The following is a 26,907-nucleotide window of genomic DNA, read 5'->3' on the forward strand; positions in this document are numbered from 1 at the left end:
GTTAACCTCCGTGCTGCGCACTGCGGTGCGAGCTTGCTTGGGGCGGCCCGGCGCGGCGCTCATGGATGGCCCCTTCATGGATATCGATGCCGAACAGTTCGGCGACGGTGCGGCGCGCGACGACCCGCACCATGTCGCGGCGGAAGTCCGCCGAGCCGCGCGTGTCCGACACCGGTTCGATGTCGGCGGCGACGATGTCGGCCACTTCGGCCGCGATGTCGGCGGTGACCGTACGGCCTTCGAGGAAGGCTTCTGCACGCCGAAGCCGCGTCGGGATGGGCGTCGATGCACCGACGGCGAGCCGTGCCTCGCGGCACAGCGCACCTTCGCGCCGTGCGATGAATGCGACGCTGGCAAGCGGCCGATGCTCCGCTGCCGTGCGCAGGAAGCGCGAATACACGCCGGAGGTGCCGGCCGCGAGCGGTGGTACGCGGATCTCGACCACCATCTCGTCGGGCTCCAGCGCCGTCACGTAGTAGTCGACGAGGAATTCCTCGATGCTCAGCACGCGCTCGCCGCGCGCACCGCCCAGTACGACCTTGGCGTCGAGCGCCATCAGGCAGCCCGGCGGATCGGTGGACGGATCGGCATAGCAGAGGTTGCCGCCGATCGTGCCCTGGTTGCGCACTTGCGGATTCGCGACGCGCGACGCCATGCTTGCGAGCACCGGGTAGTGCGTGCGCACGACGGGCGAATTCGCCACGTCCGCATGGCGCGACAGGGCGCCGATGCGCAAGCCGTGCCGCTCGTCGAAGTCGATGCCGCGAAGCTGCTCCAGGCGGGCGAGCGAGACGAGGTGCGTCGGCGTCAGCATGCGCTGGCGCATGCCGAGCATCAGTGCGGTGCCGCCGGCAATGGCGCGGCAGTCGTCGCCGAGGTCGGCGAGCATGCGGCTGGCCTCGTCGATGGTGGTTGGTTCGAGGTAGTCGAAATCACGCATGGCTGATCTCCTTTGCGTCCTTTGCGTTCAGCTCGCGCAGCCCCGCGAGGATCTTTTCGGGAGTGATCGGCAGGTCGGTGATGCGCACGCCGACAGCGTCGTAGACCGCATTCGCGATGGCCGGCGCGCCGGGGAGGATGGCCGTCTCGCTCGCGCCTTTGGCACCGTAGGGGCCGTTCGGGTCGTTCGATTCGACGAAGCCGCCGCGCAGCAGCGGCACGGCGTCTGCGGTGGCCATCGTGTAGTCGGCGAAGTTGCCGTTCATCAGGCGACCGCCGTCGAGCTGCATCTGCTCGTACAGCGTCCAGCCGATGGCCTGCACCGTCGCGCCGTTCGTCTGGCCGTGGATGGCGATGGGGTTGAGCGCCTTGCCGCAGTCGTCGGCGACGTAGCTGTCGAGCACGGTGACCTGGCCGGTCTCGGTGTCGACTTCCACTTCCACCGCTTGAGCGGCGAACGAATAGGCCGGCGCGATGTTGCCGTAGACCTTGTCGTCGTGCATGACGGTCTTGGCGTCCCAGGTGCCGCTGACCTGGATGCCTTCGCCGCCATGGGTCCAGATGTGGAGCTTCGCGAGTTCGGCAATCGACGCGCGGCGCTCGGGCGCATCGGCGACGAACACGGCACCGCCGGCCATCTTGAGCTGTTCGACGGGCACGTCCCACTTCTTGGAAGCGAGCGCGAAGAGCTTGTCGCGCGCCATGCGGGCCGCCACGATGGCAGCGTTGCCGGCCGCGATGGTCACGCGCGAAGCGAGTGAGCCGATGGCGATGGGCGAGGTGTCGGTGTCCGGCGGCACCACGTACATGTGGGCGAGGGGCAGGTCCAACTCGTGCGCGACCACCTGGCTCAGCATGGTCATCGCGCCCTGGCCCATGTCGCATTCGCCGCTCATGATGAAGACGCGGCCGTCCTCGTTGATCTTGACGACGACGGTGGAGCCGTCCCAGTTGCCGATGGTGCGGTTGCCGCTGACGTGCATCGCCGCGGCCATGCCGACACCGCGGCGCTTCACGCCGTGCGATTTCGGCGCCGCGCGCCTGGCTTCCCAGCCGATCGCTTCGGTGGCCTGGTCGATGCACTCGACGAGGCCGGTGCTGCCGATGTGCCATCCGTGGACGGACACTTCGCCGGCGCCAATGGCGTTGCGCTTGTGAATCTCAACCGGGTCCAGGCCCAGCATGCCGGCCATCGTGTGGATGTGGCTGTTGAGCGCGAACTGCATCTGTGTACCGCCAAATCCGCGGAAGGCGCCGTGCGGCGGGTTGTTCGTGTAGACCAGCGTGGCGTGCGATCGAACGTTGGGGTTGCGATGCATGTTGTCGCTGCGCATGGCGGTCACGTGCATCACTTCGCCGGAGAGTCCGCTGTAGGCACCGCATTCGGCGACGATGCGCACGTCCTTGGCGACGATCCGTCCGTCGCGGTCCATGCCCAGCTTGAGCGTGATGCGCTCCGGCACGCTGGAGCAGGCCGCGAGGAAGTCTTCGAGCCGGTTGTTGACCACCCGCACCGGCTTGCCTGTCTTCACGGCGAGCAATCCGGCGACGAGGTTGTTGGCGTCTTCCACCATCTTTCCGCCGAAGCCACCGCCGGTGGTTGCCTGGATCACGCGGATGCTGGAGATGGGCCGTTCCAGCGCGGCGGCCAAGCGCAGCCGGGCCTGGGTGACGGATTGCGTCGAGGTCCACACCACGAGGCGTCCGTCCGGGTCGATGCTGGCGACGGTGCCCATCGGCTCGAGGTAGCCGGGGTATTGGGCATGCGTGTCGTAGGTGGCTTCGTGGATCACGTGCGCCGCGGCAAAGCCGGCTTCGATGTCGCCGCGCTCGAAGCGGATCTCGTGCGCGACGTTGTCGCGGCCCGGATGCACGCCGGGCGCTTCCTCATCCATCGCCTCTTCGGGCGTGAGGATCGCGGGGAGCTCTTCGTACTCGACGCGGATCAGGTCCAGCGCATCGCGGGCGATCTCCTCGGTCGTCGCTGCAACGGCTGCGACTTCTTCGCCGGCAAAGCGCACCACGCCTTCGGCCAGGATGCGTCGCTCCTTGTGATGCACGCCCCACATGGCGCGTGGGGCTTCGGCGCCTGTGAGCACAGCCTTCACGCCCGGCAGCGCCAGCGCTTCAGACGTGTCGATGGAAACGATGCGCGCGTGGGGGTAGGGGCTGCGAAGCACCTTGCCATGCAGCATGCCGGCCACCTTGAGGTCGCCCGCGTAGATCGCCCGGCCCAATACCTTGGACCGCGCCGTCACCTGCGGTATGTCGGTACCCAGCGTCGAAGCGCTGGCGGGCGGAAGATCTGGAGGATTGCGCATGGTTTGAAGTCCTCGAAAGTGGCCCGTCTGCACGTTGCAAGGCGAGGGTGATTCATTGGTGAAACGCTGATTCACCAATGAATGCTCATTGTCGAGGATCAAGTTGATGCATCAACTTGCCGTAAACACCAATTGACACTACGTCAATAATTATTTCGGAAAATTGTTTCGAGGCGCGGGCTTGCGCGTCATTGACTTGGAACACAATGCGCGCCACATGACAGACGAAAGCAAGACCATTTCCGCTGCCTCGACCGACGCGAAGCCCACGCCCTGGACCCACCTGGATGAAGCGGGCACCACCCTGACGGTGGATGCATTCATCACGACGATGATGAGTCAGGTGGGCAACGCCTTGAGGCGCACGATCACGCTGCCTTATGCCGATCAGTTCGGCTTGTCAGTGTCTGAATGGCGCGTGCTGGCGCTCGTGGCGCACGCCGAGACCGTGGCGTTCAGCGACCTGGTCGTCCAGTCGACATCCGACAAGGCACTCGTCAGCCGAACCCTCAAACTGCTCGAGAGCCGAGGACTGGTTCAACTGAGTTCCGAAGGGAACACGCCGCGCAAGAAGGTTTTCTGCACCGTCACGCCGGAAGGCAAGAAGCTTCATGCCGAGGCGATTCCGATCGCGCGCAGGCGGCAGGCCGCGGCGATCCGCGTGCTCGAGCCGGCAGAGAGGGATGCGATGTACCGCGCGCTCATCAAGCTGCGCGAGTACTGCCGGGTGGAGGAAGAGGGGGAAGAGGCCCGAGAGGCGCGAGAAGGACGAGGAGGTCACGAGGACGATTCCCCCGATTCTTCTTCCCTAGACATTTGATTCGCCTGCAACGGGAATCGGGAGCCGCCACGGAACCCGGGCCGTCGGCGGCGCCCCCCCGAAGAGGGGGGTGGGCGAAGCGACACGAAGTGCGCGCAGCCTGGGGGGTCAGTTCTTATACGACGGGTCGACGCGGTCCAGCTTGCGGACGAGTGAAGGCCAGACGAAGGCGCCGCCCATTCCGCCGGTCTGCACCTTCATCGCATGGCCCACGCCTTCGACGATGCGCGGATCGACTTGCGTGAGTTCGCCGCCGCCAGCCTGTGCCGCGATCTGGATCTGGCAGGTGTTCTCGAAGGTGTACATGCTGAGGAAGGCATCGGCGATGGTCTTGCCCACCGTCAGCAGCCCGTGATTGCGCAGCATGAGGAAGTTGGCCTCGCCCATGTCGGCCTGCAGGCACGGCTTTTCGTCGTCGCGGAAGGCGACGCCTTCGTAGTCGTGATAGGCGAGCGAGGCCAGCACGAAGGTGGATTGCTGGCTGATCGGCAGCACGCCGTTCTTCTGCGCGCTCACAGCGATGCCGGCCCGCGTGTGGGTGTGCAGCACGCACTGGATGTCTTCGCGCGCCGCATGCACGGCGCTGTGGATCACGAAGCCCGCCGGATTGACCGGGTAGGGCGAGTCGATCACCTTGTTGCAGCTCTGGTCGACCTTGACCAGGCTCGAGGCCGTGATCTCGTCGAACATGAGCCCGTACGGATTGATCAGGAAATGATGTTCCGGACCCGGCACGCGCGCGCTGATGTGCGTGAACACGAGGTCGCTCCAGCCGTACAGCGCGACCAGCCGGTAGCAGGCCGCGAGGTCGACGCGCAACTGCCATTCTTCGGCGCTGACAAGCTTCTGGATCTCGGAGGGGGAGGTGGCGTTCATGGTGGGTCTCCTGGCGGAATCTGGCGGTGAGGATCAGGTGGCGGCCGGCTCGGATGCCACGGCCGACTTGTAGATGCTCTGGCGCGGCTGCGCCATCACACGCCGAAGCATCGGCTCGAATTCGCTGATCGGCAAGGTCTCGGCCTTCGGGTCGAAGGCCGGGTTGTCATAGAGTTCGCAGAATTCGGCGGTGCGCTCGAAGTGGGGATGGCTGCGGAAGTTCTCGCGCATGTCGCGATCCAGGCCGATGTGATGGAAGAAATAGTGGCCCTGGAAGATGCCGTGGTGCTGCACCATCCAGTGGTTCTCCTCGCTCACGAAGGGCTTGAGGATGGCGGCGGCGATGTCCGGATGATTGAAGGTCCCGAGCGTATCGCCGATGTCGTGCATCAGCGCGCACACCACGTATTCCTCGTCGCGGCCATCCCGCAGGGCGCGTGTGGCGGTTTGCAGCGAATGCGAATAGCGGTCGATGGGGAAGCCGCCGTAATCGCCTTCGAGGATCTGCAGGTGCTTGATCACGCGTCCGGGCAGGGCGCCTGCGAACTGCATGAACTCGCCGCCGATCAGTTGCCAGTCTTCCCGCGTGCTGTCTTGCATGCGGGTGAAATTCGCTCTTGCGTTCATCGTGAGGTCTCCTGTGGGTGTGAGGCACTGTAGACCTCGGCTTGCTTTCAAACTGTCGTGAATTTGACAGTTGCCGTCAAAGGTATTCGACGTTGCCGTCGACACTGATCGCCTGCCCGCTGACGTTGCGCGCCGCCGGCGAGCAGAGGAACAGCGCCATCGCGGCCACGTCTTCGGCGCTGACCATGCGGCGCAGCGAGATCTTGTTCAGGTACTGCTCGCGCATCGCGTCGACGCCGACGCCGGTGGCCGCGGCGCGCGCGGCGATGACACTCTGCATGCGCTCGCCTTCCACCGTACCGGGCAGGATCGCATTGACGCGGATGCCGTGCGGGCCAAGCTCGATGGCGAGAGACTTCATGAGACCCACGATCGCCCACTTGCTCGACGCGTACGGCGTTCGGAAGGCATAACCCAGTCGTCCGGCGACCGAACCGATCGCGATCAGGCACGGGCTGGCGCTCGACTGCTTCAGCAGCGGTACCGCGCGGCGCGCGAAGTAGTACTGGCTGTTCAGGTTGACCGCGATCGTGCGTTCCCAGCCGCCTGTGTCGACGCTTTCGATCGCCCCCGTGGGACCGGCAATACCGGCGTTATTGACGAGCACGTCGAGCCCGCCGAGTGTTCCCTTCACGTCGTCGAACACGAGATCGACATCGGCGGCGACAGAGGCGTCGGCCATGCTTGCCATGATGCCCGGCGCCTGCGCGTTCAATCGATCGAGAGCGGCACGATCGATGTCGCACACGTGCACGCGCGAGCCCGCTTCATGAAAGGCGCGTGCAATCGCTGCGCCGATGCCGCTGGCGGCCCCTGTAACAAGGACGCGCAGGTCGCGCGCCGGACGAAGTGAATCCAGGATGGGCATGTGAGTCTTTCCACCACCGCGGCTCGATGCCCAGCGGTGCATTGGCGCCATCACCGACGGGCGCCGAATCACCCAAGTCTCGCCTGATGGACGTGCGAACCCAATGTGGCGCACGCACACTTTTGCGGGCCAAACAATGTGGCCGTCCGCGGTGGTGGCTCGGATGCGTCGGTTGCTGGCGAGGCTGAACGGGGCGAGATGCGCTTCGCTCATCCTTGACGCGTCGCTTCGCACATTCAAGGTCTCTCCCATGTGTGGCCGAACCACATTGGTTTTTGCCTCGGCGAGCATCAGACTGCGAATCGGACACTCTGTATCGATTTGCAAAGTCACCGGGCATACAGACCTACAACTTCAGGAGACAAAATGAATATGAAGCGCCCCTGGCCTTTCCTTGGGACACTCGCGATCGCAGCGCAGTTGGCCGCTTGCGGCGGCGGCAGCCACGACTTCGCTTTCACTCCCACTCCCGCGCCCGCGCCCACTCCTGCGCCCGCGCCCGCTCCTGCGCCTGCGCCTCCTCCCGCGCCGCCGTCAGCGGCCACGCCGCTCAGTTGCACGCAACTGGCGGGCATGGCAATACCAGCAACTTCGATAGGCCTGCCGACGACCGGTGGGGCCGTGACGACGGCCGTTGTGGTTGCCCCCAGCGGAACCGGTGCCGCCGCCATTCCCGAATACTGCCTCGTCAACGGCAGCATCTCGCCGGTCGACAGTACTGCACCAAAGATCCTGTTCAGGGTCGCGCTCCCGACCGTCTGGAACACGAAGGTCGTCATGTTCGGCGGCGGTGGCTTCAATGGCACCATTCCCAACGTGGCGGGCAACGTGCCGAATGGTCCGACCGACCAACCGACGCCGTTGGGTCGCGGCTACGCGACGTTCGCCAGCGACTCCGGGCACCAGGCCAACGCGTTCGGCTCGCAGGACGGGTCTTCCTTCGTCAATGACGAGGCCGTGCGGAACTTTGGAGGCGACGCGCTCAAGAAGACACGCGACGCCGCGATCTTCCTGATCAATGCCCGCTACGCCGCCGGCGCTCCAGCCAAGGCCTATTTTGCCGGCGGCTCGACCGGCGGGCGTGAAGCGCTGGCAGCGATCCAGCGGTGGCCAGCCGACTGGAACGGCGCTATCGCCTGGTATCCGGCCTGGAACGATGCTTCCGCCCTCCTGTTCGGCCAGAAGGCCAACCGGACCTTGGCGCAGCCGGGCGCTTACCCGAACACTGCCAAGAAGGGAGTCATCTTCCAGGCCGCGATGGAGGCCTGTGATGCGTTGGACGGTGTCGTCGACGGCCTCATCAGCAACCAGTCGAAATGCAACGCCGTCTTCGATCCCGCGACCGCAACCCTGGCCGGCGTGGCCGTGCGCTGCCCGAACGGCGCAGATACGGGCGACACCTGCCTGTCGGACGCGCAGATCAACGCACTCAAGACGCTCAACACGGATGCACGGTTCAACTTCCAGCTAGCCAGTGGAGAGACGGGATACCCGGGCTACAACGTCTGGGGCGGGGACCTCGGCAGGGCGGGTTCTTCGCCATTGCAGCCGACCGTCACCTTCCTGGCCATGGGAACCGTCGCGCCGGCGGACCCCATGCCGACAGCAGGTGCACCCTATATTGGCCTATTGCTGGACCAGTGGGTCAAGTACGCCGTGACACGTGACCCGACGTTCCATTCGCTCACGCTTGATCCCGAGAACCCCGGACCGTGGGCCAGCCGGATCAGCGAGCTCAGCACACAGCTCGACACGAGCACGGATATCTCGGCATTCGCGAACCGCGGCGGCAAGCTTCTGCTCGCCCACGGCTTGGCGGATGTGCTGGTCAGCACGCGGGCGACCGAGCAGTATTACCAGCGCCTGCAAGCGCAGATGGGACCGGCCTACGTCGATACCTTTGCCAGATACTATGAGGTGCCAGGCCTCGGGCACGCGGTCAGTTCGGTATTCAACGCAACCTGGGATTCGCTGACGGCACTTGAGAACTGGGTCGAGAAGGGCGTCGGCCCGAGCGCGCAAGTGACGACCGACACGGCAGGCGTGCCGGGTCGGACCCGGCCCCTTTGCGACTATCCGAAGTGGCCTCAATACAAGGGCGCAGGCGATGTGAACCTGGCGGCCTCGTTCACCTGCACGGACTAGGTACGCGCCCCGGCTCGCGGTGGCACCCGGGGTGACGCAAGTTTCGACCTCACTCAGCCGACGAGTTGAGGCTCCATAACCGCAGCGCGACATAGATCTCGAGCGCCCGCGAGGCGTTGCCCCAGTGGCCGATCAGGTCCTCGATGGTGGCCAGCCGTTGCCTGACGGTGTTGACATGGATCTGCAGCCGCTGAGCTGTGATCGTGGCATTCTGGTTGCTGTCGAAATAGCTCAGCAACGTGGGGGTCAACGCGGAGGCGCGCTTGCGGTCGTACGAGATCAGCGCACCGATCGTCGCGTCGAGAAAGTCAGCCAGGCTCGCCTGATCATGAGTCTCGAACAACGTCGAGTAGAGAGCCAGTTCGTTCTGGCTGATGACTTGGCCGTGGACACCGATGCGGCCAAGCACCCCCAGTGCGCGCTTGAGCGTCGCGTACAACGCCGGGATCTCCGCCGGGCCTGACACCGGTCGCGACAGCACGCCGCGATGGACGGCGCCGATCTCGCGCCGTACCCAGGTCGAGACGGTCTGGCGCACGTCGGGGGCGCTGGTTGCGCTGCAGAGGATGATGAGGATGCCGTCGATCTCGTCGACCAGCACATTCGCCAGCGGCGTCAAGGTCCTAAGCCGGCGCGCAGCGTAGCCGGCGCTCGGGCCGTCCATTTCGATCAGCATCAGCGACAGCGGCTGCGAGAGATCCATGCCGTGACGCTCGGCATTGTTCGCCATCAGAGCCGGTTCGTCCTGTCGTGGCGAGACCAGCGCGCGCAGCAAAGTCGAGACGCCTCGGCTCTTCGTCGCTTCCATGCGCTCCTGAGACAGAAGCACAATGCCGATGACGCTCGAACTGCGCTCGAACGTGCGGATCGAGATTTCCTCGAGGTCGCCGCGATGAAAGAGCGCGGTCGATCCCAGGACGTCGTCGCCGCCGATCACCGCCATGACTCGGCATGACTCGCCCTCGGTCTCGGTCTCGTAGGCGACAACCGAGCGCCCCAACTGGCGGCTCAGGCTCAGTGCGGATCCCAGTTCGACACTCCGATCTCCGTGCGGAGCGTAAGTCTGGATGGCCGTTCCGGTGTAACCAGGCGCGGTGCCCTTGCTGACGACTTGTCCCGCTTCGTCCAGCACCAGCACGCCGCCGCCGAGCAGTCGCGCGACCGCCTGGCACAACGTGGACAGCGATGCGCCTTTTGCCAGCAGCGATGTCATCTGCTCGTGCGCCTCGGCGGCAGCCTGAATGCCGCGTACGTGCCGCTCGAGTTCGGCGCGGGCCTGCTCGGCCGCTTCGAGCGCGGCATTGGCCCGCTTGAAATCCCTCGCGTTTTTCAATGCGACCGCACCATGCGTCGCCAACGTGCTGAGGATCGAGACGCTCTGCGCCGTATGCATGCGTGGGTATCGATCGGCCACGAAAAGCAGACCGATCACTTCCCCGTCCCAGATCAGCGGCACCCCGACCAGCGCGGCGATGCCTTCGTCGCGAAACGTGTCGTCAAGTTTGGCATCGTGCGCGAAACGCGTGTCATGCAGGTAGTCCGGCGTTGTGAACGGCAGCCGCGTCGACATCAGGATGCTCCCCACGCCGCGATCGCGGCTGGCGACCATGCTCGAGGTGCTCTGCGAAAGCGCACCGTCGGCGACGAGCACCTGATACTCGCCGCGCTCCGCATCGTAGGTGGAGAGCCACGCCACATGCGAGTCCAACAGGTTGCGAGCGCGTGAAACGATCGCGCTGAGCAAGCCGGTCAGGTCGAGTCGGCTCGAAAGATCCTGGGCCGACTCGATGACGGCAAGCATGCCGCGCTCGCGCTGTTGCAGCAGTTCAAGCCGGTTGCGAACACCCATCGCCATTCGAACCGTTTCGATCAGTTTCGACTTGCCCGTGCATCCGTCCGGCAGCGCCTCCACCTCGGCGAGACAACGCGCGAAGTCGTCGGCGGTTGCACCTTGATGAAGCAGTTCGATCAGTGCACTGGCGACCTGCCGACCGACGTCGGCCTGGACCGTGCTCATCATGCCTGCGGGCATGTCGTGATCGTGTTTCGCTTCAAAGCGCTTGGCGGCAGAGAATTCTTGGGTATTGAAGACGAGATCCACGGCAGCGGTTCGGCGGTCAACGCCAGTAGACTGAAGCCGTGACCGTAAGGTCGTGAAGCGCCTCGGTCAACGCTGACAAACCCCGTAAGCTCCGATCTTCCATGCCTTCGAAATCCCGGCCGCGGGCGGCTGCGGCCACCGACCACTTCTCCGCCATCGAGGCCAACCCCTGGTTCGCTTCGATGCCTCGCGCGCAGCGCGAATCGCTGCTGGGCGCCGCCGAACTGATCCACGTGCGACGGGGCGCGATGGTGTTCCGCCAGGGCGACCCCGTCCCTGTGGCGGGGGCGGGTTTCTACGGGCTGGCAGCCGGCACGATCAAGATTTCGACGCTGCGCCAGGATGGCCGCGAAGCCATCCTCGCGGTGCTCGAACCCGGCAACTGGTTCGGCGAAATCAGCCTGATCGACGGATCCCCGCGCACGCACGACGCGACGGCCCTCTCGGCCATTGATCTGCTTGTTGTGCCCTACGAGGCCTTCGCGAAGCAGATGCAGGGGGCGGGCTTCGCGAGGGCGATCGCAGCGTTGCTCGCGTCGCGCGTGCGCGGCCTTTACGGGCTGATGGAGGACGCCACGCTGCGTGGTCTGCGTGCGCGCGTGGCGCGCCGGCTGGTGGCTTTCGCGCATGGCGACGTGACGCAATCACCTATTGCACGACGGCATTTGACGCTGCCCCAGGAGTCCTTCGCGATGATGCTCGGCGTCACGCGGCAGACGCTCTCGAAGGAACTCAACGCGCTGGCGCGCGACGGCGTGATCGCGCTGGGCTACGGTCGCATCGAACTGCTGTCGCTCGACGAACTGCACAGGCTGGCCGCCAGCGCATGAGTGCGCGGCCCCGGTGTCAACGCAGGATCCGGCCTTCCTTGGTGATGCTCACGAGGTCGATGCTTCGTGCCGGATCGTGCAGCCCAGGCCGCAGGTTGATGCGGAAGCCGCCGACGTCGTAGTCGGTCATGCTCGCCATCACGCGTTGCAGCGTCGCGGGCGTGAAGCCCTTGCCCGCACGGCGAACCGCCTCGCCCGCCGCCTTGGCGGCAATGAAACCTTCCAGGCCTTCGTAGGAGGGCGACTGGTCCGAGTTGTCGATGGCTTCCAGATACTCCTTGACGATCGGAATCGCCGAGGGGCGCGGCGACGGAACGACCTGCGAGATCACGATGCCGCTGACGTCCTTGCCGAGCGCCGTGAAAAGCGGGTCGATGCCGACGATCGAGAAGGCCATGAAAGTGCCGAAGTAGCTGCTCTTTCGCAGTTTGCGAACGACGGTGGCCGTCGTGCCGGACAGCGATACCAGCACGATGGCCTGGGGTGACTGTTTCTGCACGGCCTGGAGCCCTGCATCCAGGTTGTCGCCATTCGCATGCACGAGTGCACTTGCGACGAGCGGTTGAAGCTTGAGATCGGCCAGGGCCTGCTGCACGGCAGCGAGTCCGGCGCGGCCCATGGCATCGTCATCGCCGACCAGCGCGATGCGTGTCTGGCCGACAGCGCCGCATTGGCGCACGATCTTGACGGCCTCGTCGGCCATGCTGGGGCGCACGTGGAAGACGTTGGGAAAGTTCGATCCCCGCAGGTTGTCGGCAGCGGCAAAGGGCGCAAAAAGCACCGCGCCCTGCTGGGTGGCGACGGCCGCGGCGGCGTCGCTGCTGGCCGTGCCGACAAAGCCAAAGAGGATGTCGGCCTTCTCGCTGGCGAGCAGGGTTTTCGCATTGGCGGCGGCGCGGGTGGCGTCGTAGCCGTCGTCCAGTTGCAGCAGTTTGAGCTGCAAGCCGCTTGCCGCATTGGCGTCGTTGAACTGGTTCGCGTAGAGCTTGCTTCCCGCGGCGAATGCCAGGCCGATCTCGCTGGCGGCGCCTGTCAGTGGGACCGATTGCCCGAGGATGACGGTTCGTGTCGCGGAAGCGGCGGCGCGCGGGGCCGTCTGCGCCTGGGCATGGCTCGCCCGGCCTGCCAACAATCCGGAACCGAGCCACAACGTGGCGCCGGCCTTGCCCATCCAATTCCTGCGCGTCAGTTGCATGTCAAAACCCTTTGTTGCAGATCTTGAAAAATGTAGCAACACGAGTGTCACAAACGAAGGGATTAGTTCACGGGAGTGACGCGTGCCCGGTCAAAAAGCTGTCGGATGATGCTTCCAACCCATCAGGGCAATCGCCAGCTTGTTAACTTATGTATCTCGCTTGTGGCATTTTGCACAGCGGCAAAGCGGGTTCCGCGGTCAAATCCGAGGCGGACCGGAATACATCCGGCTGGATGAAATGAAGCCAAAGTCAACTGATATTGCACTGCTCGAAAACGCGCTCCTGGCCATCGAGAAAGTGCTTGCGCATGCCGATAGCAACTCCCAACAAGCGTCCCTCGAAGGTCTGAACGCCCGCGCGTGGGCCGGACAGCACCGATTCAACTCCAGTGCCGCGGAGTCTGCGGCCAACGTCTGCCTGAGTGCCGCGGCGGCCCTGGTCGATGTGAGCCGAACGCTGATCAGCGCGCGCGGCGAACGCGCGTCGCACGACATCGAGCGCGAGTGGGAAGCGATGATCACCTACACCAAGATCGCCAGCCGGTCTGCCCACCGGGCTGCGCTGATCATGGCGTCACAGCAAAACACCCCGGCAACGCAGCGTGCCGCGTCAGTGGACAGTGGGGAGCGTTCGATGTTCGCTGCGTTGAGCGACTGAAGGACGTCGCTCAGCCACGCTCGAAGACCACGTCCCACACGCCGTGGCCGAGCTTGAGGCCGCGGTTCTCGAACTTGGTCAATGGCCGGTAGGACGGCTTGGGCGCATAGGCCTGCGCGGTGTTGCGCAGCAGAGGTTCTTGCGAGAGCACTTCGAGCATCTGCTCGGCGTAGGGCTGCCAGTCGGTGGCGCAGTGCAGGTAGCCTCCGGGTGCCAGACGATCCGCCAGCTTGCGGACGAAGGGCGGCTGGATCAGCCGTCGCTTGTTGTGCCGCGTCTTGTGCCATGGGTCCGGAAAGAACACGTGCACGCCTGCGAGTGTCGCGAGGGGCAGCATGTGGTCGATCACGTCGACGGCATCGTGCGCGCAGATGCGGATGTTCTGCAGGTTCTGCTCGCCGATGCGCTTGAGCAGCGCGCCGACGCCGGGTTCATGCACTTCGCAGCACAGGAAGTTCTTCTCGGGCATCAGGCCGGCGATGTGCGCGGTGGCTTCGCCCATGCCGAAGCCGATTTCCAGGATGGTTGGCGCCTTGCGGCCGAAGGCCGATTCGAAGTCCAGCGCCTCGGCCTTGTAGGGCAGCAGGAATTTCGGGCCGAACTGCTCGTAGGCGCGTGCCTGGCCCTCGGTCGTGCGGCCTCCGCGCTTGACGAAGCTCTTGAGGCGGCGGTGCAACGGATGCGCTTCGCCGGTGGGTTTGTCGCCGGCGTTGTCGTCCGGCGGATCGGGGGGGAGGTCGATGGAGGGGCTGATCACGGCCGCGCATTGTAGAGATCGCGCCATTGCGGAATCCAGAGCGCGAGCGCCACGGCGGGTGACGAGGCTGCGGTCGAGCGCAGGCCCAGCACCCGCGCGGCAGCATCCAGGGCCGCCAGCGCGTCGGCGGGCGTGTCGGTTTGCAGCGCGGTCGCGCCGTTCTGCTTCGAGAGCTTGTCGCCGTCCGTGCCGCGCACCAGCGGCGTGTGGAGGTAGGTAGGCGTCGGCAGGCCGAGCGCCCGCTGCAGCAGGATCTGACGTGCTGTGTTGTCCGCGAGGTCTTCGCCACGCACGACGTCCGTCACGCCCTGATCGGCGTCGTCCATCACGACAGCAAGCTGATAGGCCCAGGGGCCGTCCGCCCGCTTGAGGATGAAGTCGCCCACTTCGCGCGTGACGTCCTGCTGTTGTGTGCCGAGACGTCGATCGCGCCACCGCATCGGTTCGTGCGCGGGCGAGTCCTCGAATTTCGTGGTGGCGAAGCGCCATGCACGTGCCGGCTTGCCGTGCAGGCCGTTGCGGCAGGTGCCCGGGTAGACGCGCTCGCCATGGCGGGTGTGCACGACGCCGCGGCGCGCCAGTGCATCGTCGATGTCCTTGCGGGAGCAGCCGCAGGGGTAGACCCGTTGCGCGGCCTGCAACTGCTCGAATGCACGCTCGTACAGCGAGGTTCGCCGTGTCTGCCAGACCGGCGTTTCGTCGGGAATCATGGCGCAGGCAGCCAGTTGCGACAGGATCACTTCGCCCATGCCAGGCAGGCAACGCTCAGTGTCGGCGTCCTCGATCCGCACCAGCCAACGCGCCTGAGGCCCGCGGGCCCGCACGTCAAGCCAGCTTGCGAGCGCGGCCACGAGCGAGCCAGCGTGCAACGGTCCGGTGGGCGAGGGGGCGAAGCGGCCGATCCGGGTCATGACCGCGACATCGGGGGCAGATCAGGCGAGCTTGAGCGCGAGCGTGAGCCCCGACAGGAACGCGTCCTCGACGCGATGGCCCGTGCACCAGTCGCCGGCCACGCCGATGCCGGCCTTGGGGTCCCACAGGTGTGGCTTGCCCACCGACACGTCGGTCTGCGCTTCCGGCCAGCAGCGTGCCTGCGCATGGGATGGTTCGGCGCGAATGCCGGTGATCTCCGCGAAGGCGCGAAGCAGCTTCGCCTCGACGCGCGAGTGGTCGTCGCGCAAATGTTCTTGCGACCACTTCGGGCTGGCCTGCACGGTCCAGCGCTCGATCAGGTCGCGGCCGGGCTTGGACGACTCGCGCGCCAGCCAGGCGACGCGATGGTGATTGCTGCGTGCGGCGTTCCACTGCGGGCCGAGATGCGACAGCGTGGGCTGGTTGGCCTGGGGGAAGGCAATCATCAGCGTCCAGCACGGCGCGATGCGCACCGATTCGATCTTCTTGCTCAGTTCAGCGGAGAGCCTGCCGTTGTCGAGCAGTTCGCGCGTGCGGGCCGGCGGCACTGCGAGGAGCACCGCATCGAAACCCGAATAGACGTGCTGCGAATCATCGATGCCGGCGGTGCGGAGCTGCCAGCGCTTCGCGTCGAGTGCGTCGCGTTCGATCCGCGTCACCTGCGTCTGCGTGATGAGTGCGTCGCCCAGCGGCGCCGCCCAATCGATGACCAGTGCATCCATGCCAGGCTGCGCGACCCAGTGCTTTTCCATGCCGGGCAGGGCGGCTTCGGCGACGCGGCCGTGTGCGTCGAGCACGCGGACCAGGTTCGCGCTCCAGGGCTTGCAGATTCGGGGTGCGGTCTCCAGAGCCTGCGCGAAACGCGGATCGCGCACGGTGAAATACTGCGCGCCGCTGTCGAAGCGGCCGAAAGGTGTCGACACGCTGGCCATGCGGCCTCCCGGTACCGACTCGCGCTCGAACACGGTGACGCGGTGGCCGGCCTGAAGCAGCGTGCGGGCGCATGCCACGCCGGCAATGCCCGCGCCGATGATGGCGAAGTGGCGCTGGGGGGTGGGTCGGTGGCGATCGGCAATGGGTCGGATGGTCATGGCAGTCTCATTGATGTGTGGCAGGCAAAGCACTCTAACCGGGTTGGCGGGTGGCCCGGCCTGCGCCGGGCCGTTCATTTCTATCGTCCGCGGTGACGCTCGAGCAGCGCCAAGCGGCTGCCTTCGTGTTCGAACTGTTCGAGCCACCACTGCAGCGCGCGTCCCGGATTGCCCGCGGTGCGAACGCGCCAGGCGCAATGCATGGTGGCCAACGGGGCGACACGTTCCGTCTTTCGCTCGACCAGGTGCCCGGCCTCGATGTAGGGCCGCGCCATGGGCTCGGGCAGGAAACCTCCCCCCAACCCGTGCAATTGCGCCGCCAGCTTGGCCTGCATGGTCGGTACGGTCAGCACGTCCTGGCCGCCGACGAGATTGACCGTCATGCTGGGCCCGGCGCGCGACGAATCGGCTGCTGCCACGGCGCGATGCTGGCGCAGCACCTCGTCGCTCAAGGGCACGTCGATGCGCGCCAGGGGATGGTGCGGCGCCACCGCATAGACGAAGGCCAGCTTGCCCAGCGGCCGGCTGCGGATGCCCGTCGCGGTGAACGCGAGGCTGGCCGCATCGAGTACCGCGCCCACCGCAAGGTCGGCTTCGCCGCTCGTCAGCGCCTCGATGGTGCCCAACAGCGTTTCGTCGCGCAGCTTGAGCCGCGTGGGCGGTTCGAGCGCATAGAAGGCGTTGACCAGGTCGAGCAGCGGATCGCGCGCGATGACGCTGTCGACGGCGATTGTCAGCATCGGCTCCCAGCCCGTCGCGATGCGCTTGACGCGATTGGCCACGGCATCGATCTCGCCGAGCAGACGGGTTGCCTCGCGCAGCAACTCCACGCCGGCCTCCGTCACGCGCGCCTGGCGGCCGCTGCGGTCGAAAAGCAGCACGTCGAGCGCGTCTTCGATGAGGCGCACCCGGTAGCTCAGCGCGCTGGGAACAAGGTTGAGGGAGCGTGCGGCGGCCGCGAAACTTCCTGTGCTGGCCACGGTCTGCAGCATGGACAGCGCATCGGGCGTCAGAACGTCGCGGGCAGTGGGCATGAGGGCCGATCGATCAAAAAAATTGAATGATGCCATCAAACGGCATCGCTTTTCGCAGCCGGCGCGGGCCCTAAAGTTCTTCACATCCGCTGCGCACAGGGCGCGGCATGCAAGAAGGCCCTCGACAGGGCAGGAGTTCAACGATGTTGCAAGTCCGTAAATCCCAGGAACGCGGTTATGCCGATCACGGCTGGCTGCGCTCGTTTCACAGTTTTTCCTTTGCCGGCTATTACGATCCCGAGCACATGGGTTTCGGCAACCTGCGCGTGATCAACGAGGATCGCGTGGCGGCAGGCGCCGGTTTCGGCACCCATGGCCACAAGGACATGGAAATCATCAGCTACGTGCTTTCAGGCGAACTCGCGCACAAGGACAGCATGGGCAATGTCGAGTCCATTCCGCCGGGCGACGTGCAGCGAATGAGTGCCGGACGCGGTGTGATGCACAGCGAGTTCAACCACAAGGCCGACGAGACGACGCACTTCCTGCAGATCTGGATCGAGCCGAACGTGCGCGGCATCGCGCCGAGCTACGAACAGAAGACCTTTGCCGAAGCCGAGAAGCGCGGCAAGCTGCGCCTTGTCGCTTCGCCTGACGGCGCGGACGGGTCGGTGCTGGTGCACGCCGATGCCCGGCTGTTCGCAGGGCTGCTCGACGGCGATGAAAAGGCCAGCATGGCGCTCGACCCGAAGCGCAAGAGCTACGTGCACCTGGTGCGCGGCGAACTCGAGGCCAATGGCACGAAACTGACGACAGGCGATGCCGCGCTGATCCAGGGCGAATCGCAACTCACGCTCGGCGCCGGCAAGAAGGCCGAAGTGCTGGTGTTCGACCTCGCGGCCTGAGTCCGCGAGCTTTTTTTCAATCCACAGTCTTTTTCAACCCAGGAGTCCACCCATGACCACCACCACTGCTCCCAACTATGCCGCCCCGGCCACGACCGGCGCTGCACAAGACGCGCTGGCACTGATCGGTCGCGTTCTGATCGCGCTGCTTTTCATTCCGGCCGGCTTCGGCAAGCTCACCGGTTTTGCCGGTACCGTGGGCTATATCGCCTCTGCTGGCCTCCCGTTGCCACAGCTTGGCGCTGCGCTCGCGATCATCGTGGAACTCGGCTTCGGCATCCTGTTTCTGGTCGGCTTCAAGTCGCGACTGACGGCCATCGTCCTCGCCGTGTTCACAGTGGCTGCTGCGGTGTTCTTCCACAACTACTGGGCCATGCCTGTCGAGAAGGCCTACGTGAACCAACTGATGTTCTTCAAGAACATCGCGATCGCCGGTGGCCTGCTCTTTGTTGCCGCCTTCGGCGCAGGACGTTTCAGCATCGATAAGAAATAACTCGCCCCCAGGTTGGGCTCACTTCGTGTAGCCCGCCCACCCCCTACCGGGGGCAACACCAGCGGCCCGGCAAAGCCGGTTCCGCGGTGTTTCACGAATTGGGTAGGGCTGCGCCGGCCGTAGGATGCGGGTTCATTCACTCGGACAAACGTGATGGCCGACATTGTTGTGGTCTTTCATTCGGGCTACGGCCACACGCAGCGCGTTGCGCAGGCGGTGGCCGACGGCGCTGGCGCGCATCTGCTTGCGATCGATGCCGACGGCAACCTCCCGGCCCATGGCTGGGAGATGCTGGCGGCGGCGGATGCGATCATCATGGGATCGCCGACCTACATGGGCGGCGTCAGCTGGCAGTTCAAGAAGTTCGCGGATGCGTCTTCCAAGGTCTGGTACACCCAGGGCTGGAAGAACAAGCTCTTCGCGGGCTTCACCAACAGCGGCACCATGAACGGCGACAAGGACGCCACGCTGACCTACCTCTGGCACCTCGCCATGCAGCACGGCGGCCTGTGGGTCAGCCTCGGCATCATGCCGAGCAGCGACAAGGCGGCGAAGCGCGATTCGATCAACTACGTCGGCGGCTACAACGGCTTGTTGACCACGTCGCCTACCGATGCCAGTCCGGCCGAGATGGCGCGGGGCGACCTCGACACCGCGATTGCATTTGGCGAACGCGTAGCCGAGGTGGCAAGATCACGCGGCTGATTCACCGCCCGACCATGGAGAACGTCCGATGACCGCCACGCTGCTGCAACCACATGACAAGGATCTGGGCGGGGGCTTCAAGGTCCGGCGCCTCCTGCCTGCGGCCAAGCGCCGCTCCGTCGGGCCTTTCGTGTTCTTCGATCATTTCGGTCCCGCGACCGAAGTGCCCGGTTCCCAGCATGATGTGCGGCCCCATCCGCACATCGGCCTGGCGACCGTGACCTATCTTTTCGAGGGCGCGATGATGCATCGCGACAGCCTCGGCAGCGTGCAGGAAATCCGCCCCGGCGCGATCAACTGGATGACCGCCGGGCGCGGCATCGTGCACTCGGAGCGCAAGCCCGAGCGCCTGTTCGAAGCGACCTACGAAAACCACGGCCTTCAACTGTGGGCCGCCTTGCCGCAGGCCTACGAGGAGGTCGAACCGAGCTTCGCGCACACGGCGGCGGAAGACATTCCGTCACTGGAAGTGCAAGGGGTGAAGGTCCGGGTCCTGGTGGGCGAGGCATTCGCCGCTCGTTCGCCGGTGGCGACGTTTTCCAAGACCATCTACCTCGATCTCGCGTTACCGGCCGGCGCGCGTTTCGAGTTGCCTGCCCTGGCGCCCGAGCTCGCGATCTACCCGGTCGATGGCGATCTGTCGATCGACGACGAGCCCGTCGAGCAGCACACGATGGCAATGCTGGCGGATGGCGAAGGCGCCGTGCTGACGACCCAGGGCGCCGTCCGGGTCGTGGTCATCGGCGGCGAGCCGCTCGACGGACCGCGCTTCATCACGTGGAACTTCGTTTCCAGCCGGCGCGAGCGCATTCTCGAAGCCGGCACGGACTGGTCCGCTCAACGCATGGGCCATGTGCCCGGCGAGACCGAATTCATCCCGCTGCCGGGTCATCCCTTCCAGGTCCAGGCACCGACCTGATCGGGGGAACACCGCGGAACCGGCTTTGCCGGGCCGCCGGTGTTGCCCCCGGTAGGGGGTGGGCGCCCGACGCGAAGTGCGGGCAACCTGGGGGCGAGCTTATTTTTTGATCGTAATGTCCGGGTCTTCGGCAGCCCGGGCGCTCACGCCGCTGGCACGCGCCTTCAGGTCCGGCGACAGCGATTCGCGTCCGTCGAAGACGAAGCACTCGCCCTGGTAGTGCGCGCCGCCCACCTGTTCGAAATATTTGAGGATGCCGCCTTCGAGTTGCAGCACATCGGCCACGCCGACCTCTCGCATCAGGATCGCGGCCTTCTCGCAGCGGATGCCGCCCGTGCAGAAACTGACCACGGTCTTGCCCGCGAGGTCGTCGCGGTGCTTCTGCAAGGCCTTCGGGAATTCCGTGAACTTGTGGATGCGCCAATCGATGGCGCTTTCGAAGGTGCCGTAGTCGACCTCGAAGGCATTGCGCGTATCGAGCAGCGCAACCGGCTTGCCCGCATCGTCGTGGCCCTGGTCGAGCCAGCGCTTGAGCGTCGGCGCGTCCACCCCCGGTGCGCGACCGGCGGCCGGCTGGATGGCCGGGTGGTCCATTCGGATGATTTCGCGCTTGAGCTTGACCAGCATGCGGCGGAAAGGCTGGCTGGCAGACCAGCTTTCCTTGGCCTCCAGGTCGGCAAATCGCGCATCCGCTCTCAGCGACGCCAGAAACGCATGCACCGATTCGGGGGCGCCCGCCAGGAAAAGGTTGATTCCCTCCGGCGCGATCAGGATCGTGCCCTTGAGCGCGAGCGCGTGGGTGCTCGTCCGAAGTTCTTCACGCAGTTCTGCGGCGTCGTCAATCGGGACGAACTTGTAGGCCGCGATATTCAAAATCTGTTGCACGGGGCGGGATTTTAGGTGGGGCTAGGGAGAGCCACATCACATCGTGGGGGGCGGCCTTCCTACAATCGACGGATGTTCGTTCACCTGCGCCTGCACACCGAGTTTTCCGTCGTCGACGGCACCAACCGCATCGATGAAATCGTCAAGGCCGCCGCCAAGGATGGCCAGCCTGCCTTGGCGATCACCGACCTCAACAATCTCTTCGGCGGCGTCAAGTTCTACAAGGAGGCGCGCGGCAAGGGCGTCAAGCCGGTGCTGGGCGCCGAAGTGTTCGTCGAAGGGTTCGGCGCGGAGCCCGGCTCGCTCACGCGCATCATCCTTCTGGTGCAGAACAAGGAGGGCTATCTCAATCTCTCCGAGCTTCTCGCGCGCGCCTGGACGCAGAACGTGGGCCGGGGACAGGCGCAGGCCGCCTGCAAGCTGGCTTGGCTGCAGGAATTGCAGGGCGGGCTGATCGCGCTGTCGGGCGCGCAGGCAGGCCCCCTGGGTGCGCCGCTGCTGCAAGGCCAGGCCGAGCGGGCAGCCGAAGTCGCACTGCAACTGGCTGGCCTCTTTCCGCATCGCTTCTACATCGAACTGCAGCGTGCCGGACGTCCCGAGGATGAGCCGCACGTCGTGGCGGCGGTCCAACTTGCCGCGCGGCTCAAGCTGCCGGTGGTGGCGACGCATCCGGTGCAGTTCGGCACGGCCGACGACTACGAGGCGCACGAAGCGCGCGTCTGCATTTCCGAAGGCGAGATCCTGGGCAATCCGCGCCGCGTTCGCAAGTTCACGCGCGAGCAGTACTTCAAGTCGGCCGCGGAGATGGAGAAGCTTTTCGCCGACGTGCCGAGCGCCATTGCCAATACGGTCGAGATTGCCAAGCGCTGCAATCTGACGCTCGTGCTCGGCAAGCCGCAACTGCCGAATTTTCCGACGCCCAACGGCATGCCGATCGAGGAGTACTTCCGGGTCGCTTCGTTCGAGGGCCTGGAAGAGCGCCTCGCGCACTTGTACCCCGATGTGACCAAGCGCGATGGCGAGCGGCCGCGCTACGTCGAGCGGCTCGAATTCGAGATCAACACCATCCTCAAGATGGGGTTCCCCGGCTACTTCCTGATCGTGGGCGACTTCATCAACTGGGCCAAGAACAACGGCTGCCCGGTCGGCCCGGGCCGCGGCTCGGGCGCAGGCTCGCTGGTCGCCTATGCGCTGAAGATCACCGACCTCGATCCGCTCGAATACAAGCTGCTGTTCGAACGTTTCCTGAATCCCGAGCGCGTCTCGATGCCCGACTTCGACATCGATTTCTGCCAAGGCAACCGCGACCGCGTGATCGACTACGTCAAGGACAAATACGGCCGCGATGCCGTCAGCCAGATCGCCACCTTCGGAACCATGGCGGCGCGCGCCGCCATCCGCGACGTGGGACGCGTGCTCGACATGAGCTACATGTTCTGCGACGGCATCAGCAAGCTGATCCCGAACAAGCCGGGCATGTCGGTCACGCTGCAATACCCGCCGAGTCCGAAGGTCGAGGGCGACAAGAACAACTACGCCATCGACATGGAGCCGCAGCTTGCGTCCCGCATCGAGAAGGAAGAGGAAGTCCGCACCCTGGTCGAGCTGGCCCAGAAGCTCGAAGGCATGACCCGCAACATCGGCATGCACGCCGGCGGCGTGTTGATCGCGCCGGGCAAGCTCACCGACTTCTGCCCGCTCTACCAGCAGCCGGGCAGCGACTCGGCCGTGAGTCAGTACGACAAGGACGACGTCGAAGCCGTCGGCCTCGTGAAGTTCGACTTTCTGGGGCTGGCGACGCTGACGATCCTGGAGATCGCCAAGGAATTCATCGTCAAGCGCCACAAGGGCCAGGAGAACTTCGCCTTCGAGAACATTCGGCTCGACGACGCGCAGACCTACAGGCTCTTCGCCGACGGGAAGACGGAGGCCGTGTTCCAGTTTGAATCGCGCGGCATGCAGGGCATGTTGAAGGACGCGCGGCCGACGCGGCTCGAAGACCTGATCGCGCTGAACGCGCTGTACCGCCCGGGCCCGATGGACCTGATCCCGAGCTTCGTGGCGCGCAAGCATGGGCGCGAGCCTGTGGAGTATCCGCATCCGCTGGTGGCCGACATGCTTTCCGAGACCTACGGGATCATGGTCTACCAGGAACAGGTGATGCAGACCGCCCAGATCCTCGGCGGCTACTCGCTGGGGGGCGCCGACTTGCTTCGCCGCGCGATGGGCAAGAAGAAGGCCGAGGAAATGGCCGAGCACCGCGAGATCTTCCGCAAGGGTGCCGCCAAGAACGGCATCGACCAGAAGAAGGCCGACGAGATCTTCGACTTGATGGAGAAGTTCGCGGGCTACGGCTTCAACAAGTCGCACGCGGCCGCTTACTCGCTGCTGGCCTATCACACGGGCTGGCTCAAGGTGCACTACACGGCAGAGTTCTTCTGCGCCAACATGACCGTGGAAATGGACAACACCGACAAGCTGAAAGTGCTGTTCGAGGATGCGCAGAAGAATTTCGGCATGAGCTTCGAGCCGCCGGACGTGAACCGCGGCAACTACCGCTTCGAGCCGGTCAACGACAAGGTCATCCGCTACGGCCTTGGTGCGGTCAAGGGCACGGGCCAACTGGCGGTCGAGTCGGTCGTCAGGGCGCGGGAAGAGGGCGGGCCGTTCAAGAGCCTCTTCGACTTCTGCGTGCGCGTGGACCGGCAGCGTATCAACAAGCGCACCGTCGAGGCCTTGATCAAGGCCGGGGCCTTCGATTCGTTGCAGCAGAACCGGGCGTCGTTGATTGCATCGCTCGACCGCGCTTTCGAATTCGCCGTTGCCACAGACGCCAATGCGGCGCAGGTGGATATCTTCGGTGACAGCGAGCACGGCTCCGCGACGCAAGAGCCCGATCTGATCGACGCCACGCCGTGGGGCGTGAAGGAGCGCCTGACTTACGAGAAGACCGCGGTCGGCTTCTACCTGTCGGGCCATCTCTTCGATGAAGTCGCGCATGAAGTGCGTCGCTTCTGCAAGCGGGAGATCGATGACCTGATCGACAGTCGCGAACAGCAGGTCATTGCCGGCATCGTGAGCGACTTCCGCGTGATCAACGGCCAGCGCGGCCGGCTGGCGATCTTCAAGCTCGACGACAAGTCGGGTTCGATCGAGGCGACGGCCGACGAAGCGCTCTGCAACAACAACCGCAACGTTCTCAAGGACGACGAACTGATCATCGTGAGCGGCCGCCTTCAGCCGGGCCGCGGCGGCTTCGAGGCGCGCTTCCAGGTCATGCAGGTCTGGGATCTCGCGGCCGCGCGTTGCCGTTTCGGAAAGTACCTGCGCGTGGCGGTCAACGGCAAGGCGCCGGACATCGCGCGCCTGGTGCGGGAGTTCCCGCCGCGCACCGAGCAGAGCGAGCACGGCGAACTGCAGCAAGGGCTCGGCGTGCGGCTGTCGATGGCGCGCGGCGGCGCGCAGGTCGAACTGCAACTGGGCGAGCGCGCGAAGTTCTTCCCGACGGATGCTGCGCTGGCGAGTTGGATGGCGCAGGCGGAGGCCGGCAAGGCGGCGGTGGTCTACGAATAGGCGAGCGCGGCGCCCGCGGTGAGCGCGGTCAGTTCACCGCTTCGATGCGCGTCACGGCGATCGTGCCGTTGACGCGGTCCGCCGAGAACCGAACCTTGTCGCCTTCCTTGAGGTGCTCCAGCATCTTCGGGTCCGTGGCCTTGAAGACCATCGTCATGCCAGGCATGTCGAGGTTGGCGATGGGGCCGTGACGCAGCGTCACCTTCCCCGCGCCAGGGTCTACTTTCCGGACTTCGCCGTCAGTCATGGATGTCGCTGCCGCAGCAGCTGAGTCCGGGGGCGCGGCCGGGTTGGTTTGTGCATGAACGCCTACGGCGGAAACAACGACAAGTGCGGCGGTCAACAGATGTAGTTTTTTCATGGGAGTGCTTCTTGAAATAAGTCGGGGAGGGTAGGCGAAGGCTTTCATCTGACGGTGATCTTGCCGACCATTCCTGCTTCGAAGTGGCCGGGAATGAGGCACGCAAACTGGAACTCACCCGGCTGGGTGAACTGCCAGACGATTTCACCGCTGGCGTTGGGCTTGACGTGCGCCATGTTCGCGTCCGCGTGCTCCATCTCCGGGAATTTCCTCATCAACTCGGCATGCGACTTGAGTTCTTCCGGGGTGCCGAGCACCATTTCGTGGAGCACCGTCCCATCGTTGTGAACGAGAAACCTGACGGTTTCGCCTCGACGTATCGTGACGTTGCCGGGCGTGAATCGCATGGTGTCGGCCATGCTCACCTTGACAGTGCGTGTCACCTTCTTCGGGTCGCCTTCCTGGCCGAAGGACTTTGCTTCCACCTTGCCGGCGTCGTATTTCCTTGGTGTTGCGGCATGGTCTTCGTCACCGTGAGCGAGGGCTGCGTTCGACGCGAACAAAAGAGAAGCGGCAAGGACAGGCAGGCCGAGTTTGGTTTTCATGGCGATGCTTTCAATGGGATTGCGTAGAGTCAGTGGCCTTGATGGCCCGATGGCTTGCGGGCGTTGAGCGTGCCAGCGTCCGCGGCGGGTGCTCGACCGCGAACGGGTTGTTCGAGGTGGCCCGTGTATTCCCGCGCAAGCGTGCCGGCGGCATGTTTGAACCAACCGGGGTCCTTGTAGTCGCCGGGCTTCTGGTTGTCGCGCACCTTGACCACGCTGAACATGCCGCCCATGCCGATGGCACCGAACGGACCGGAGCCCGTCATCATCGGCAGCGTGTTGTCCGGCAGCGGCATTTCCATTTCCGCCATGTCGTGCATGCCGCGGTCGCCCATGTGCATGTAGTCGGGGATGAGCTGCGTGATCTTCTCGGCGACATCGCGGGCATCGACACCCACCATCGTGGGGACGTCGTGACCCATCGCGTTCATCGTGTGATGTGACTTGTGGCAGTGGAACGCCCAGTCGCCGGCGGTTGCGTCGAACTCGAACGCTCTCATCTGCCCGACCGCCACATCGGTCGTCACTTCCGGCCAGCGGGCGGATGGCGGCACCCAGCCGCCATCGGTGCCGGTCACCTCGAAGTGGTGCCCGTGGAGGTGCATCGGATGATTGGTCATCGTGAGATTCCCGACGCGAATGCGCACGCGGTCGCCGGTCCTCGCGACGAGGGGGTCGATGCCGGGGAACACGCGACTGTTCCAGGTCCAGAGGTTGAAGTCGAGCATCGTGTTGACCTTGGGCGTCGCCGAGCCCGGCTCGATGTCATAGGCTGCGAGCAGGAAGACGAAGTCGCGGTCGACCTTGAACGCGTCCGGATCCTTCGGATGGACGATGAACATGCCCATCATTCCCATCGCCATCTGCAGCGTTTCGTCCGCATGAGGGTGGTACATGAAGGTGCCCGACTTCTTGAGAAGGAACTCGTAGACGAAGGTCTTGCCGGGTGCGATGGCCGGCTGTGTCAGGCCGGTCACCCCGTCCATCCCGGAGGGCAGCAGCATCCCGTGCCAGTGGATGCTGGTTGGCTCCGGCAGCCGGTTGGTCACGAAGATGCGAACACGGTCGCCTTCGACGGCTTCGATGGTCGGACCTGCGCTCGTGCCGTTGTAGCCCCACAGGTTCGCCTTCATGCCCGGTGCCAGTTCGCGCACCACGGGCTCTGCGACGAGGTGGAACTCCTTGGCGCCACCTTTCATGCGCCACGGCAGCGACCAGCCGTTGAGCGTGACGACGGGGTTGTACGGGCGACCCGTTTTCGGGGCGAGCGGCGGCTGCGTGGCCGGCGATGCCTGGGTGGCGGCTTCCGGCAAGGACGCCGCGCCGACGCGGCTCACGACCGTCGTGCCAAGTGCCGTTGCGCCGGCGCTGCGGAGAAAGTTTCTGCGGTTGTTCATGGCTGTTCTC

At 65.2% G+C, this 26,907-nt stretch carries 24 protein-coding genes; 9 read left to right on the plus strand and 15 right to left on the minus strand.

Annotated elements, in window-relative coordinates; translation table 11 throughout:
* Position 1: 1 nt before the first annotated feature.
* Positions 2-940: an FAD binding domain-containing protein gene (locus AC1DHL_RS05255; protein ID WP_478161136.1), complete on the minus strand. Its 939-nt coding sequence runs from the start codon at positions 938-940 to the stop codon at positions 2-4.
* Complete coding sequence (locus AC1DHL_RS05260) at positions 933-3,260, minus strand: xanthine dehydrogenase family protein molybdopterin-binding subunit (protein ID WP_478161138.1); 2,328 nt, start codon at positions 3,258-3,260, stop codon at positions 933-935. The genes AC1DHL_RS05255 and AC1DHL_RS05260 overlap by 8 nt, the downstream gene beginning before the upstream one ends.
* 217 nt (positions 3,261-3,477) lie before the next feature.
* Between AC1DHL_RS05260 and AC1DHL_RS05265 the strand changes: the two genes are divergently transcribed.
* On the plus strand, positions 3,478-4,080 hold the full coding sequence (locus AC1DHL_RS05265; protein ID WP_478161140.1) for a MarR family winged helix-turn-helix transcriptional regulator: 603 nt from the start codon (positions 3,478-3,480) through the stop codon (positions 4,078-4,080).
* Between the two features lie 108 nt (positions 4,081-4,188).
* Here the strand turns inward: AC1DHL_RS05265 and AC1DHL_RS05270 are convergent, their stop codons facing one another.
* The 3 genes from AC1DHL_RS05270 to AC1DHL_RS05280 all read right to left on the minus strand — a co-directional run bounded on the left by AC1DHL_RS05270 (position 4,189) and on the right by AC1DHL_RS05280 (position 6,451).
* The gene (locus AC1DHL_RS05270; protein ID WP_478161142.1) at positions 4,189-4,956 is read right to left on the minus strand and encodes a class II aldolase/adducin family protein; all 768 of its coding nucleotides are present in this window, start codon (positions 4,954-4,956) and stop codon (positions 4,189-4,191) included.
* A gap of 33 nt (positions 4,957-4,989) precedes the next feature.
* Positions 4,990-5,583, minus strand: coding sequence for an HD domain-containing protein (locus AC1DHL_RS05275; RefSeq protein WP_478161144.1), 594 nt, complete (start codon positions 5,581-5,583; stop codon positions 4,990-4,992).
* Positions 5,584-5,659: 76 nt separating this feature from the next.
* Positions 5,660-6,451: an SDR family oxidoreductase gene (locus tag AC1DHL_RS05280; protein ID WP_478161146.1), complete on the minus strand. Its 792-nt coding sequence runs from the start codon at positions 6,449-6,451 to the stop codon at positions 5,660-5,662.
* Between the two features lie 366 nt (positions 6,452-6,817).
* On the opposite strand from AC1DHL_RS05280, the gene AC1DHL_RS05285 reads away from it, so the two are divergent.
* A complete protein-coding gene (locus AC1DHL_RS05285; RefSeq protein ID WP_478161148.1) occupies positions 6,818-8,596 on the plus strand; it encodes a tannase/feruloyl esterase family alpha/beta hydrolase in 1,779 nt (592 codons plus the stop codon).
* 49 nt (positions 8,597-8,645) lie between these two features.
* Here AC1DHL_RS05285 and AC1DHL_RS05290 read toward each other — a convergent pair whose 3' ends face one another.
* Positions 8,646-10,628, minus strand: coding sequence for a helix-turn-helix domain-containing protein (locus AC1DHL_RS05290; RefSeq protein WP_478101579.1), 1,983 nt, complete (start codon positions 10,626-10,628; stop codon positions 8,646-8,648).
* Positions 10,629-10,798: 170 nt separating this feature from the next.
* On the opposite strand from AC1DHL_RS05290, the gene AC1DHL_RS05295 reads away from it, so the two are divergent.
* Complete coding sequence (locus tag AC1DHL_RS05295) at positions 10,799-11,527, plus strand: Crp/Fnr family transcriptional regulator (protein ID WP_478101580.1); 729 nt, start codon at positions 10,799-10,801, stop codon at positions 11,525-11,527.
* A gap of 16 nt (positions 11,528-11,543) precedes the next feature.
* Here the strand turns inward: AC1DHL_RS05295 and AC1DHL_RS05300 are convergent, their stop codons facing one another.
* The gene (locus AC1DHL_RS05300; RefSeq protein WP_478101582.1) at positions 11,544-12,722 is read right to left on the minus strand and encodes an ABC transporter substrate-binding protein; all 1,179 of its coding nucleotides are present in this window, start codon (positions 12,720-12,722) and stop codon (positions 11,544-11,546) included.
* A gap of 238 nt (positions 12,723-12,960) precedes the next feature.
* Between AC1DHL_RS05300 and AC1DHL_RS05305 the strand changes: the two genes are divergently transcribed.
* Positions 12,961-13,380: a hypothetical protein gene (locus AC1DHL_RS05305; protein WP_478101583.1), complete on the plus strand. Its 420-nt coding sequence runs from the start codon at positions 12,961-12,963 to the stop codon at positions 13,378-13,380.
* Between the two features lie 10 nt (positions 13,381-13,390).
* On the opposite strand, the gene trmB is transcribed toward AC1DHL_RS05305, so the two are convergent.
* The 4 genes from trmB to AC1DHL_RS05325 form a co-directional block, all read right to left on the minus strand.
* On the minus strand, positions 13,391-14,164 hold the full coding sequence (gene trmB, locus AC1DHL_RS05310) for a tRNA (guanosine(46)-N7)-methyltransferase TrmB (protein WP_478161150.1): 774 nt from the start codon (positions 14,162-14,164) through the stop codon (positions 13,391-13,393).
* On the minus strand, positions 14,134-15,048 hold the full coding sequence (gene gluQRS, locus AC1DHL_RS05315; RefSeq protein WP_478161152.1) for a tRNA glutamyl-Q(34) synthetase GluQRS: 915 nt from the start codon (positions 15,046-15,048) through the stop codon (positions 14,134-14,136). Before gluQRS ends, trmB begins: the two co-directional genes overlap by 31 nt.
* A 21-nt stretch (positions 15,049-15,069) precedes the next feature.
* Positions 15,070-16,140, minus strand: coding sequence for an NAD(P)/FAD-dependent oxidoreductase (locus tag AC1DHL_RS05320; RefSeq protein WP_478161154.1), 1,071 nt, complete (start codon positions 16,138-16,140; stop codon positions 15,070-15,072).
* An 80-nt stretch (positions 16,141-16,220) separates the two neighbouring features.
* The gene (locus tag AC1DHL_RS05325) at positions 16,221-17,174 is read right to left on the minus strand and encodes a LysR family transcriptional regulator (protein ID WP_478101590.1); all 954 of its coding nucleotides are present in this window, start codon (positions 17,172-17,174) and stop codon (positions 16,221-16,223) included.
* 143 nt (positions 17,175-17,317) lie between these two features.
* On the opposite strand from AC1DHL_RS05325, the gene AC1DHL_RS05330 reads away from it, so the two are divergent.
* From AC1DHL_RS05330 to AC1DHL_RS05345, 4 genes are all read left to right on the plus strand, one after another.
* A complete protein-coding gene (locus AC1DHL_RS05330) occupies positions 17,318-18,019 on the plus strand; it encodes a pirin family protein (protein ID WP_478161156.1) in 702 nt (233 codons plus the stop codon).
* 52 nt (positions 18,020-18,071) lie between these two features.
* Positions 18,072-18,512: a DoxX family protein gene (locus AC1DHL_RS05335; RefSeq protein ID WP_478161158.1), complete on the plus strand. Its 441-nt coding sequence runs from the start codon at positions 18,072-18,074 to the stop codon at positions 18,510-18,512.
* 153 nt (positions 18,513-18,665) lie between these two features.
* On the plus strand, positions 18,666-19,217 hold the full coding sequence (locus tag AC1DHL_RS05340) for a flavodoxin family protein (RefSeq protein ID WP_478101596.1): 552 nt from the start codon (positions 18,666-18,668) through the stop codon (positions 19,215-19,217).
* 28 nt (positions 19,218-19,245) lie between these two features.
* Positions 19,246-20,136 (plus strand): pirin family protein, encoded by an 891-nt coding sequence (locus tag AC1DHL_RS05345; RefSeq protein ID WP_478161160.1) that lies wholly within the window; start codon positions 19,246-19,248, stop codon positions 20,134-20,136.
* Between the two features lie 99 nt (positions 20,137-20,235).
* Here the strand turns inward: AC1DHL_RS05345 and AC1DHL_RS05350 are convergent, their stop codons facing one another.
* A complete protein-coding gene (locus AC1DHL_RS05350; protein ID WP_478161162.1) occupies positions 20,236-21,021 on the minus strand; it encodes a sulfurtransferase in 786 nt (261 codons plus the stop codon).
* A gap of 72 nt (positions 21,022-21,093) precedes the next feature.
* On the opposite strand from AC1DHL_RS05350, the gene dnaE reads away from it, so the two are divergent.
* Complete coding sequence (dnaE, locus tag AC1DHL_RS05355; protein WP_478161164.1) at positions 21,094-24,594, plus strand: DNA polymerase III subunit alpha; 3,501 nt, start codon at positions 21,094-21,096, stop codon at positions 24,592-24,594.
* Positions 24,595-24,622: 28 nt separating this feature from the next.
* Here the strand turns inward: dnaE and AC1DHL_RS05360 are convergent, their stop codons facing one another.
* The 3 genes from AC1DHL_RS05360 to AC1DHL_RS05370 are packed head-to-tail and all read right to left on the minus strand — an operon-like array spanning position 24,623 to position 26,897.
* A complete protein-coding gene (locus AC1DHL_RS05360; protein WP_478161166.1) occupies positions 24,623-24,955 on the minus strand; it encodes a copper-binding protein in 333 nt (110 codons plus the stop codon).
* Between the two features lie 44 nt (positions 24,956-24,999).
* A complete protein-coding gene (locus AC1DHL_RS05365; protein ID WP_478161168.1) occupies positions 25,000-25,500 on the minus strand; it encodes a cupredoxin domain-containing protein in 501 nt (166 codons plus the stop codon).
* A 29-nt stretch (positions 25,501-25,529) separates the two neighbouring features.
* Positions 25,530-26,897: a multicopper oxidase family protein gene (locus AC1DHL_RS05370; protein ID WP_478161170.1), complete on the minus strand. Its 1,368-nt coding sequence runs from the start codon at positions 26,895-26,897 to the stop codon at positions 25,530-25,532.
* Between the last annotated feature and the right edge of the window lie 10 nt (positions 26,898-26,907).

Source organism: Variovorax sp. 10L426 (assembly GCF_056395305.1).